Below are 11,347 nucleotides of genomic sequence, written 5' to 3'. Positions count from 1 at the left end.
ACGAAGTGGGGTGTGGCGTGGCCAATCTCGTCCTGGCGAACAACAAGGCGATGCCGAAGATCGACGGATCGATCAAGGACAAAGTCTGCGACTTCTTCGACAAGCTGCGCGCTGACGACACCGCACCCGGCCTGCACATCGAACCGCTTCGCGGAGCCCTCGACGCCCGTGTCCGTACCGGACGGGTCGACCTGAACTATCGGGCCGTCATGTTCCGTGTCGACGACCGCTTCGGCGAGCCGACCTACATCTACCTCGGCACCTGGAAACACGACGTCGCCAACAAGCTTGCCGAGAAGGCGACGTTGCGCGTCAACCCTATCAATGGCGTCCTCGAAGGCATCGTCAGCCAGCTCGACGGAAGTAGAAAGCGGCCGGATATCCCCCTTGGCCGGGCAACGGCACAGCCGACGATCGGGTACCTGGCCAGCTCGGGCTACACCCTCGAACAACTCACCGATCGTCTCGGCCTCGACACGGACCTGGCTGCCGAAGTGCTCAGCGCCCAGGATCAGGACGGCGTGTTCACCGTGGCGCAGATGACAGAGGTCGCCTGGCAGCAGAACGCGATCCTTGAACTGGCGGTGGGGCGTTCTATCGATGACATCCGTGATGCCCTGGGCTTGGCAGAGTCGTATCCGGAACCGGTTCTCGACGAAAACGAGCAGATCCTGGCCGCCCTGACCCATCCGGCCAGCAGGATGCAGTTCACCCTGGTCGACGACAACGAGGAGCTGCGCCGAGTGATCGAAGGCGGTGATTTCACAGCCTGGCGAACCTTCCTGCATCCGAGCCAGCGCCGATTCGTGGAGCTGGACCAGCGCGGCGCCTTCCGATTGTCCGGAGGCGCGGGAACAGGTAAGACCATTGTCGCCTTACATCGTGCACGTCACCTCGCCAGGCAGAACCCCGGCGCACGGATCGTGCTGACGACCTTCAACAAGACCCTCGCGCAGGGTCTTCGCGACAGTCTCCTCGCCCTGGATTCGACGATCACGCTCGCCGGTCGACCGGGTGAGCGCGGCGTCTACGTCACCGGAATCGATGGGCTCGCAGCCGCTCATCTCCGGAGCACCACCGATCTCGACTCGGCCTTTCGCATTGTGTTCGGCGCCGATACGCCAGCCCGCTCAGGCCAACCAGTGTCACCCGATATCGGCTGGGCGGAAGCAATCTCATCAGCCGAGCACAACCTCGACCGCCGTCTGGCCCAGACCTCGTTCCTGTCGACCGAATACGTCAACGTGGTGCTCGGCAACCAGGTGACCACACAGGCGGAATACCTGAGAGTTCCGCGAGCCGGCCGCGGCGTCCGACTCAGCCGTCGCCAGCGAATTGCGGTGTGGCAGACGATCACCCGATTCCGCCAGCTGGGCCGAGTCGCTGGTCGTTTGAGTTTTCCAGAGGTGCTTGCACTCGCCGCGGCAGATCTGCAGTGGCGCGCCGAATCCACCGGGCAGCGCGTTGCCGACCATGTGATCGTCGATGAGGCTCAGGATCTGCATGCCACGCACTGGATGCTACTGCGCGCCCTCGTAGCCGAAGGTCCCAACGACCTGTTCATCGCCGAGGACTCCCACCAGCGCATCTACGGTCAGCCTGTGGTGCTCAGCAGGCTCGGAATCAATATCCGCGGGGGCCGTAACGGCAAGCTCACCCACAATTACCGCACCACAGCTCAGAACCTGCACTTCGCTGTCAGCATTCTCGAAGGAACGACCTACCACGACCTCGAGGAGGGCGAGGAATCCACCGCCGGCTACACCTCCGCACGACTGGGGCCTGCCCCGGCACTGATCCGTTGCGATTCCGCCGCCGACGAACTGCAGGCCATCGCCGACCAGGTCACCGCCTGGATCGACGAGGACGGTATCGGTCCGGGTGAAATCGCGGTACTCGCCCACGGCGCTCGAGAACGGGACTTCCTGGTGCGGGCGCTAGGCGAGCGTGGTGTCGCCGCAGAGGTTCTCGGCGACGCGCTGCCGTCCGGGAGCCAGGTGACGGTGCTTACGATGCACCGTTCCAAGGGGATGGAATTCCGGTGCGTGGTGCTCACCGGCGTCGACCAAGAGCATGTGCCATCACAACACAGGGTGCGCCTTGTGCCTGTGGAGGAACGCGACGAGGCTGAGCGGCGCGAACGATCTCTCCTTTACGTCGCGGCCAGCCGCGCGCGTGACCAGCTGGTGGTGACCTGGAGTGGGCACGTATCAAAGCTGCTGGCATGACACGAATCGCATCACCCAGGCCGGATTCGTCTGATTCGCGTTCTGAACCTTTGAACTTCAACTATGTTGGACAACAAGGTATTTGAGCCCGCGCGCCGGGGCAGCCTCCGGCCGTGTAGATCGGGGGGATCATGGCGAACATTCATCGTGAGCGGGTTGCCCGCTGGGCCGAACGCACCCTGTCCGAGCAGCGACAGCTGACCTCCGCACAGCGCCGCTTTCTCGCCGGTCTGCTGACCGTGCGCGGCTGGCATCTTCTGGTGGAGCGTGGAACGCCGCGCTCGGATCGAGCAGCCGCGTTCGCAGTGGGACGAACCGGCGTCTTCGCGCTCGTCTTCGCAGAGTCGGTGCCGGACTCGGCCACCATCGGGAAGATTCGCAAGAATGCCGAAGAGTCATTCGCCCGCCTCGCTCTGGGCGGCACCCAGTTCGTTCCATACTCCGTCGAGTTGGTTCTATTGGTACCCGACACGAAGCACTTCCTCGCGGACGGTCGCTTCCTTGTCGCCGACGAAGCTGGGTTCGTCGGCATACTGGTGCGTGGTGATCAGCGAATGCGCGCCCAGCGCGCAGACGAACTCGCGGCGACCGCCGCGGCGAAACTGTCATCACACCAGTGGCTACGTGCCGATGATGCTCCCGAATCCGAATCCGTCGACGCAGGAAGCCTGTTCGACGAAGTCGACCTTCGCTCCGACGCTCGTGATGTCGCGCTGGCCCGGCCGTTCGGCGACTGGATGACCTTTCTCGACCCGGATCAGCTCTCCCTTGTGCATGCCACATTCAACGGTCCGGCGAGATTCAGCGGGCCAGCCGGGACAGGAAAGTCGGTCGTAGCACTGCATCGCATGGCACATTTCGCCAAGCGCAATCCGGGCAGGCTCCTGTTCACCACATTCGTCAAGACGCTGCCCTCCTACCACGAACTGGGGTTTCGGCGCCTTGCTCCGTACGCTGCGGATCGCGCCAAGTTCACAGGCCTGCATGCCTGGACAACCGCTTTCCTACGCAGCCGTGGGATCGACTTCAATCTCGATGAGGGCGCGATAAATACGGCGCTGGCCAAGGCATGGCAGGGTGCACGGGACGTTTTGGACCGTGTCGAAGGCACCGACCACGGTTACTGGACCGACGAGATCGATCGGGTGATCAAAGGCCGTGGGATATCCGAACCGGAGAGGTACGAGACGGTCAAACGTACCGGCCGCGAGGGGATCAGCCTGCATTCGAACAAGCGAAAGTATGTCTGGGAACACTGGTACACGCCCTACCAGCAGGGCCTCGAAGCGCGGGGCGCACACGACTTCAACGACGTCATCGCGGTAGCTGTCGACGAGCTGAAGCAGCGGCCCCTCGACAACACCGAGGATTTCGCAATGGTGGTCGTGGACGAGGTACAGGACTTCACACTTCGGCAGCTGGAGCTGGTGCATCAGATAGCCGGCGGCGACGTCGATGCACAGTTGCTTCTGGTCGGCGACGGACAACAACAGGTCTACGCCGGTGGTTGCACCCTCTCCGAAGCAGGCATCCCTCTCGCCGGTGGCCGCGGCCGCGTGCTCCGCAAGAACTACCGCAATAGGCAAGCTGTTCTGCGATATTCGCAATGTATCGAAGCGGGCAACACCGTGGACGACCTCGACGGCGGAGCCGGTGTCATCCTCCGCGACAGCGAATCCACGCTGCCCGGCGGGCAAGCGCTCGACGTACGCGTCGGACGTCGAGACATCGACCGAGCGCTCCCCCAAGCGATCCGTGACGCATCACTACCTTCCAGCGCTGAGATCGCCGTGATCGTCAACTGGCCCAAGGAGGCAAGCCGCTATCTACAAGTCCTGCGCCGCGCGGGTTTCCCGGCGATCTCGCTGGAACATTACGATGGCAGCCAGGTCGGTCCGATCAAGGTCGGCACGGTTCGGCGCGCCAAAGGGATGGACTTCGCCGCGGTCTTCCACATCACCGAAGAGCCGCCCGCCGATCCGACACAGCTCTCCGGGGGCGACAGGGACCGGGCCGATATGCTCGCCAGACAGCTTCTCGTCGCCACAAGCCGCCCTCGCGACTACCTGTGGGTCGCCTATCTGACCGATTGATCCGGAAGTTTCGGCGACCGATCGGCCCGCCCGAGATAGCCGAGGACCTAACTCGGCGGTTCGATCGCCCCGGCCGTCAACCCCGTTCCGATCAGCTCCGCCGCTCGCTGCGCCGCATCAGCCGTCCGCGCCGCCGCCACACGCAAGAGATGCAGCCGACGGAACGCCTCGGCATATGGCTTCTGATCTACGAGCCGCAGAATCGGAATCCGCAAGCGGGTGGGGTCGATCCGGATGGTCGTCGCGCCGAACATCGCCGCCGAGTTGTCGGGGCTGCCGATGAAACCGGCGAAGAACCAGGGATCCAATCTCGTGGGATCGGCACGAAAAACGATCACGCCTACTCCGGGAACTGCCCCCACGTCGGCGCCTTCCGCCACCCGAGCACCGGGTGCGGCGCCATGGTCGTCGCGAAAACGAGAGACCAGGATGTCGCCCTCGTGGATCACCTCGGTGGAGGCGTGGACGCCGGGGCCGGTAAGACCGGACGGTCCCCGGCCGGCGAGCAGGTCACGACCGGAAAGTACCGCACGCTGAGGTGAACCCACGGCCTGATCTTCTGCCACCAGTGGGACCAGGTGGACCGCGCCACCTCGTTCGAGGTCACGGACAGTGGCCGTCCGCAAGGTGAGGTTGCCACCCGGGGACCAGCGCTCGACCGTCTCAGCAGCAGTGCGGAGTTCAGCCAAGTGGCCGCCGAGGAGCTCGATGGCGGCGTGGACGGAAGCAGCGACACTGTCGGGGTCGACGGCGGCGCGGACTCGACGGGCCGGAGTGAGATCGATGTCGTCGTCGAGGACGTCCATGACACGAACCACGGCGGTGAATCCGGCAATCGTGGCGGCTTCCATGTCACCGTGGTCGAAGGCACGCCAAGTGTCGGTCACTCGCTCGGCCAAGGCTTGCCAATCCGATTGGCTTCCCCCGGAATCGAGGACTTTAGCGGCGTCGGCGAACAGAACGAACTCGGACGTAGCCGCGGAATCTGGGCGGCGGAGCACCCAGATCTGCAGACCTACCTGTTTGGGGGTCGATGCCCCGGGCGGGAGCGCGATGACAGCGCGCAGCGCATTTGCGCGTAACAGTTCCATCCGGATCCGTCGCCCGGATGTGCGTGAGGCAACGGCAGGCGGTAACAGAACGATCGCTGTGCTGCCGGGGTGTACGTGGTAAAGGGCATGTTGGACCCAAGCCAGTTCGGATTCGCCCCGCGGGGGGACCGAGTACTCCCACCGGAGGTCGAGGGCCAGTTGGTCGGCGCCCCAATCACGTTGCGTATATGGGGGGTTCGACAAGATCGCATCGAACTGCTCGCCCGGGAACGCATCGGACAGGAGGCTGTCGCCGGTGCGGATCTCGATACCGACACCAGGGAGCTCCGCATGCAATAGGGCGGCGGCGCGGGCAGCCTGGACGGCCAGCACGTCCTGTCCGGCCAGGGTTGAGGCACCGATCCGCGCAGCCTCGGTCAGGAGGGCGCCGCTGCCGCAGGCAGGATCGAGAATGCTCTGAGGCTTGGGCGAGGAAGCGGCTGCAAGGAGATCGGCCATCAACGCGGCGACCGGCAGGTCCGTCGGATAGACACCGGTGCTCGGCACCGCATCCAGCCCCCGTTCGGCGAGCACATCCAATGTCGCCTTGATCCCGGCCTCCGCGACGGCGTCATGAATCGCGGCATGCAACGCAGTGCCATCGGCAACATCCCGGTCGCTAACGACTTTCATCAATGCGGGCACTTCGCTGGGATCCACCTCGGCCCGGAGAACCGCACGCAACCGCTGGACAGGCGAGTCAGCGGACCGTACGCCGTGCCCGTGCAGCCATTCCTGGACCTCACCGAGGTGGAACACCGGCCGAGCTTCGGTTCCGCCGGACACCGGCGCCGGGAAATCGGCATGCCGACGCCGCCAGTTGCTGACGGTCGCACGGGTGACGCCGGCCAGCCGGGCGATCTCCGCCGCGGCGACCGTGGGCGTTGAGTCCGACATGAGCCTCCTCCCGACCAACCACCACTCGGAGGAGGTCGTGGCTCAAGATAACACGGCATCAGATTGACGATGTTTTCAACAAATCCACAGGCCGGAGCGCATCACCCTGCTCCATCTGACTGAAAACAATGTCAATCACTTATGCGGTAGACATCCGGGTGTTAATTTCATTGCATCGTCAGCGAACCAACGTCGATTACAGAGCAACCAAAGACTCTGTCCCCCAACAGATCTCACTCGATACCCGGCCTCAGGCTGTGATTCGTCGTGCCCGCATCCGCCTGAGAGGAGAACGTATGTCCACCCGCCGACACCTTCACCACCGTCGGATCCGATCCGGCAACCCGTGCATCCTGCCCCTCCGACAGGGTGACGACCTGCGCAAATAACGGTTCCGGGTGCCGACGACTCGATGCTTCCACGGCAAGCGCCGATACTTCACCCAATCTGACGCCGAGCTCGTCCTCAGCGGCGTCGACGCCAGCGATCCACGGCTCCGGGAGAAGCGCAGCTACGAGTGCCTGTCCTGCCACGGGTGGCATTTGACCAGCAAGACCCCTGGAGCACTACTCCGCCGCCAGAACAGTCCATAGCGCCGCCGCCAGAACGGCGGCTCTAACTGCGCGGGCGCCGATCACACTCGACGTTCCGCTCCGCAGCGGTCCGTTTCCGACCCCCGCCGAGCTGACGACGCGGCTCGCTCGGTCCTCTGCAGCGCTCGCGACGCCGAAAACTGATCCGACCGTGAGGCTCTAGCGGCGACTGCTCCGCGAGATTCGGCGCCGAATCGCCTACCGACGTACGCGCTGACGCGGACGTACGTCGAATCCGGCGCCGATCTGACCACGATCAGCAGCACATCTCCGGACGGCCGAATCCCGACGACAACTGAATAGCCACTTCCGTTCTACCGAGGAATTCTCATGAACACGATCATTCGCACAGCAGCTGCCGCGCTCCTCGCGACCGCAGGCATCCTCACCATCACAGGCACCGCTCGAGCAGCACCTCGCACATCACTGAAGGAAGGTACCCAGGTCGTCGGCACCGATGTCGCGTCCGGGATCTATCACACCGCCGGCCCCCGCGACAGCGACTACGGCGCCTGCTTCATCGAATGGCTGCCCTACAAGGGCGCCCGCGGCTCCGAGCTGATCGACATCCAGAGCTACACCGGTGAGTCGTACGTGACATTGCGGGAAGGCGACGTCGTCACGGTCACGGGGTGCCACTGGACGCTCGACAACTGATCTCGCCTATTCCCCTCTCTCCCAAGGAGTCACCGTGACAAACCCCCAGTACCCCGCTCAGCCCGGCTTCCCGCCGGGATCCCATTACCCGCAGCCGCCGAGGAAGAGGAAGGTGTGGCCGTGGCCGTGGGTGCTCGGCGCGATCCTCGCCGTCTTTCTGCTCATGTTCGGCGGTTGCGTCGCCTTGATCGGCGGGACAGCGAACGAGGTCGCAAAGGCCGAAGAAAAGCGCAACACGGCCGCGGCCGCCGGGTCGGAAGTGCGTGACGGGAAGTTCTCGTTCCTGGTAACCGGAGTGGAAGAGCCGGTGACGGTGATCGGCACCAACGAAATCCTGAAGGAACAGGCGCAAGGCGAATTCATTCAGATGCACGTCGACGTGACCAACGTCGGTAGTCAGGCACAGCACTATTTCGGGTCGAATCAGAAGCTGATCGACGACCAGGGGCGCGAGTTCGCCAACAACACGGGCGCGGAGATCAACGTCAACGACCACCTCAGCGCGGAGATCAATCCCGGCAACAAGGTGTCGATCACCCTCGTCTTCGATGTGCCCCGAGGCACCGTGCCCGCCGCAGTCGAGTTCCACGACTCGGCGTTCTCCGGCGGCTTACGCGTCGCACTGAAGTAGCTGAACTCGTGCGCCGGGACTCGAAGTCCCGCCGCCCTCGGACCGAGAACCACCATGACTATCCCGCCCAGCTACCCCACCTCAGCCGCCTGGATCACGCAGCGACTCGGGCTGACCGCCCAAGCAATCCGCGAGGATCGCATCCTCGACGAACCGCACCCCACCGGCGTTGGCATCCGCCGCATCTGCGACCTGTTCGGACTCAGCGACGCTGGTACGACCCGATACGGCTCGGCCGTCGAGCACCCGGACTCAGCCCGCCTCAGCTCGCAGTACTCTGCAACGGCACTCAGGTGAGTGGGTCGCGGTGGACAAGGCGCGGGCAGGTATCCCTCGTCCGCTGCCGTCGACATCCGCCAACCCGATTCGGTGCCAACGGAATTCGCCGCTCGCAACCTCCGGATATCCGCCAGCAGCATCGCGCATCGGCGTAATCGGCTGCAGCACAGGCTGAGTGGTGTGAACACATCGTCGCGTACCCTTGCCGACGACGCCGGTTCGGCGGTAGAGACGAGAGCTGGGCTATGAGTTATCCGCAGTACCACGGTGGTCAGTACCCATATTCGCAGGCGTCGACACCGAAACCCAAGGGCGGGACGGCGATTGCCGCCGGGGTGCTCGCCGCGATCGGCGCGGTCATGCAAATGCTGGTCGGGCTGATGAATATCGTGCTGGGCCTCACGCAGTCACACGAACTCCGCCAGGATGCGGGCTTGACGTGGTATCCGACTTATGTACTGAGCACCGGGGCGGTCGCACTGCTTGCCGGGACGCTGCTGGGGACCGGAGCAGTGGCATTGTTCCGTCGCAGACCGGCCGGGCGGTTGCTGATCGTCGCGGGCTGCGCGTCGGCGATCCTGTTCGGAATCGCCTGGGCGGTCGTCATGTTCGGCGTCACCCTGATCGGAGGCCTGTCGGGTATTGCTGGGACACTCGATGGTTCCGTCGGCTTGGTATTCCCCATTGCCACAATAATTTTGGCATTGGTGCCGTCGACCAGACGCTGGATCGCCGCCGAGCCGGCACAGAACGCCATCCAGCCCCCGCCCTACCCGGGCCAGCCGTACCCGGCGCAGCCGACGCCAGCTCCCTGGCAGCCTATTCCGCCTCCTGGACACCCTATGTCGGGCGGCCCGATGAACGGTCAGTTCGTGGCAGTTCAGCCGATGCCATATCCGGAGCCTGCTCAGTACCCCGACCAGCCGGGCGATCGATAGCAGCAGGAAAAACGCGTTGAGACGCCGGAAACCCCTGACCGTCTGCGCTGGCGTCGTCACCCGCTGTATCGGCAGGAGGAAGAACGTCGGCACCAGGCCGAGCGTCGGCGAAACGCCGGCACGAGATTCGGCTGCGGTGCATCCCATGCCGATCAGTCTCGCGCCGAGGTAGGTGGCCAGACCGAGCGTCATTGCGGATGAGGTGACCCAGCAGAACGCATCACGTACCTAAAGCACGACCCAGGACGCGGGTCGTTTAGGCAGGTCCGGCGGCCGACGATGAGGACGCAAAGTTCCTGAGAGAGTTGGACTGCGGTCTTGCCCGGCGTAGACCCCTGCACCGTGGCCGGGCTCGAATTCTCGGCGTTGCTGCCGGATCATCTCGCGGCAGCCACCATCGCGGCTCGGTGGGCAGACCTCTCCCCTGAGCGAGCCGCTCTGTCCGAGCCGACGCGCTGGCACTCGACCGAACGACTGTTCCCCCACGCCGTACGGAGCCAGTTGGCGACGCGTGTGCGGAGGCTGCACACCTCGAGAGCGGCAAGGGGCCTGTTCGACTCCGCCCTGAAGGCCGACGAGGTGAACCGCTAGTCGAACCGGCGATAATCGAGGGGAGTTCGCGCACAGCCTATTTCGTATGCTGGACCCGCGCGCTCGCGTACAGGCAGATAGCGGCTGCAGCGGCGAGGTTGAGACTCTCGGCGCGGCCGTGGATCGGGATACGTACCCGATGGTCGGCCCGGGCGGCGACCGACGGATCCAAGCCGTGCGCCTCATTGCCGAACAGCCAGGCCACCGGACCCGCCAGCAGTTCGTCGGCGTCGTCCAGGTCGACTTCGCCCTTCGCGGCGGTGGCGAGCACCGTAATGCCCGCTGCCGCAACGGCATCGAGCACCTCGCCGATATCGCGATGCCGCGCGATCGGCACATGGAACAGACTGCCCGCACTCGCGCGGACGCATTTGCCATTGTGTGGATCGACCGCATCCCCCGCCAGCACAACACCATTCGCGCCCACCGCGTCGGCGACTCGAATGAGAGTGCCGGCATTGCCGGGCTCGGCGATCTCGACAGGGATGGCGAGCAGTCTCGGCCGCTCGGCCAGCACGTCCGCCAGCGGCACATCGATGTGATCGCACACCGCGACAAGCCCCGGCGCGGTGACGGTTTCACCGAGGTGTTCGGCGGCGCGCTCACTCACTAACGTGGTGCGCACGCCCGCGGCGGCGGCCCCGGCGATCAGCTGATTCTCCCGAACCGCGGCGTGCATCGAGTAGAACAGCTCGCGCACCCGACCGGTTTCCACGGCCGCCGCAACGGAATTCGCGCCCTCGGCCAGAAACTGTCCGGTCTTGCGACGCTGCGCGGCGCGCTGGAGCTTGACAGCGGAAACGACCCGCGGATTGTGCTCGGAGAGCGCGTCCACGGGTCGTTCCGAATGCTGTGTCGTCACGCAGGCCGGATCAGGCGGCCGGGGCGTTGACGTCCTGCGGGAGGGCGGCCTTGGCGACGGCGACCAGACCGGCGAACGCCTCGGCGTCGGAGACGGCGAGCTCGGCGAGGATCTTGCGGTCCACCTCGACACCGGCGGCCTTGAGGCCCTGGATGAAGCGGTTGTAGGTGATGTCGTTCAGGCGCGCCGCGGCATTGATGCGGGCGATCCAGAGCTTGCGGAAGTCACCCTTGCGCGCCCGGCGGTCCCGGTAGGCGTAGGTGAGCGAGTGCAGCTGCTGTTCCTTGGCCTTGCGGTACAGCCGCGAGCGCTGGCCACGGTAGCCCTTGGAGGCCTCGAGAACGGAACGGCGCTTCTTCTGCGCGTTGACGGCCCTTTTGACGCGTGCCATGGGTCAGTCCTTTGTCGATCTAGGGGGCGCTGTGCGTGACGCCCTGGAATTGGTCGGTGGTCGGCGTCCGGAATCCCGGTCGCGCGGGTGCTGGCC

General features: G+C 64.9%; 9 protein-coding genes. 6 read left to right on the top strand and 3 right to left on the bottom strand.

Translation table 11 applies throughout. The features are described 5' to 3' along the window. Positions 1–17 precede the first annotated feature (17 nt). On the top strand, positions 18–2,228 hold the full coding sequence (locus ON44_RS11775) for a 3'-5' exonuclease (protein WP_040689047.1): 2,211 nt from the start codon (positions 18–20) through the stop codon (positions 2,226–2,228). Positions 2,229–2,359: 131 nt separating this feature from the next. Beyond that, complete coding sequence (locus ON44_RS11770) at positions 2,360–4,321, top strand: UvrD-helicase domain-containing protein (RefSeq protein WP_040689044.1); 1,962 nt, start codon at positions 2,360–2,362, stop codon at positions 4,319–4,321. 47 nt (positions 4,322–4,368) lie between these two features. Here the strand turns inward: ON44_RS11770 and ON44_RS11765 are convergent, their stop codons facing one another. Then, positions 4,369–6,309 (bottom strand): N-6 DNA methylase, encoded by a 1,941-nt coding sequence (locus ON44_RS11765; RefSeq protein WP_040689042.1) that lies wholly within the window; start codon positions 6,307–6,309, stop codon positions 4,369–4,371. 923 nt (positions 6,310–7,232) lie between these two features. Between ON44_RS11765 and ON44_RS11755 the strand changes: the two genes are divergently transcribed. The 4 genes from ON44_RS11755 to ON44_RS46675 all read left to right on the top strand — a co-directional run bounded on the left by ON44_RS11755 (position 7,233) and on the right by ON44_RS46675 (position 9,407). Then, positions 7,233–7,559, top strand: coding sequence for an Rv1352/Rv1906c domain-containing protein (locus ON44_RS11755; protein ID WP_040689037.1), 327 nt, complete (start codon positions 7,233–7,235; stop codon positions 7,557–7,559). A gap of 34 nt (positions 7,560–7,593) precedes the next feature. After that, positions 7,594–8,190, top strand: a complete 597-nt coding sequence (locus ON44_RS11750; RefSeq protein ID WP_040689035.1) for a DUF4352 domain-containing protein — start codon at positions 7,594–7,596, stop codon at positions 8,188–8,190. Positions 8,191–8,244: 54 nt separating this feature from the next. After that, complete coding sequence (locus ON44_RS11745) at positions 8,245–8,487, top strand: hypothetical protein (RefSeq protein WP_040689032.1); 243 nt, start codon at positions 8,245–8,247, stop codon at positions 8,485–8,487. A 227-nt stretch (positions 8,488–8,714) separates the two neighbouring features. Then, positions 8,715–9,407, top strand: coding sequence for a hypothetical protein (locus ON44_RS46675; RefSeq protein WP_051181905.1), 693 nt, complete (start codon positions 8,715–8,717; stop codon positions 9,405–9,407). Between the two features lie 628 nt (positions 9,408–10,035). Here the strand turns inward: ON44_RS46675 and ON44_RS11730 are convergent. Together ON44_RS11730 and rplT are read right to left on the bottom strand one after the other, a co-directional pair. Beyond that, positions 10,036–10,833 (bottom strand): TrmH family RNA methyltransferase, encoded by a 798-nt coding sequence (locus ON44_RS11730; RefSeq protein ID WP_040689026.1) that lies wholly within the window; start codon positions 10,831–10,833, stop codon positions 10,036–10,038. Positions 10,834–10,870: 37 nt separating this feature from the next. Then, positions 10,871–11,251: a 50S ribosomal protein L20 gene (gene rplT, locus ON44_RS11725; protein WP_040689024.1), complete on the bottom strand. Its 381-nt coding sequence runs from the start codon at positions 11,249–11,251 to the stop codon at positions 10,871–10,873. Between the last annotated feature and the right edge of the window lie 96 nt (positions 11,252–11,347).

Origin of the sequence: Nocardia vinacea NBRC 16497 (assembly GCF_000308835.1) — a bacterium.
Lineage (GTDB): Bacteria > Actinomycetota > Actinomycetes > Mycobacteriales > Mycobacteriaceae > Nocardia > Nocardia vinacea.
This window is presented reverse-complemented; position numbering and strand designations above follow the sequence as displayed.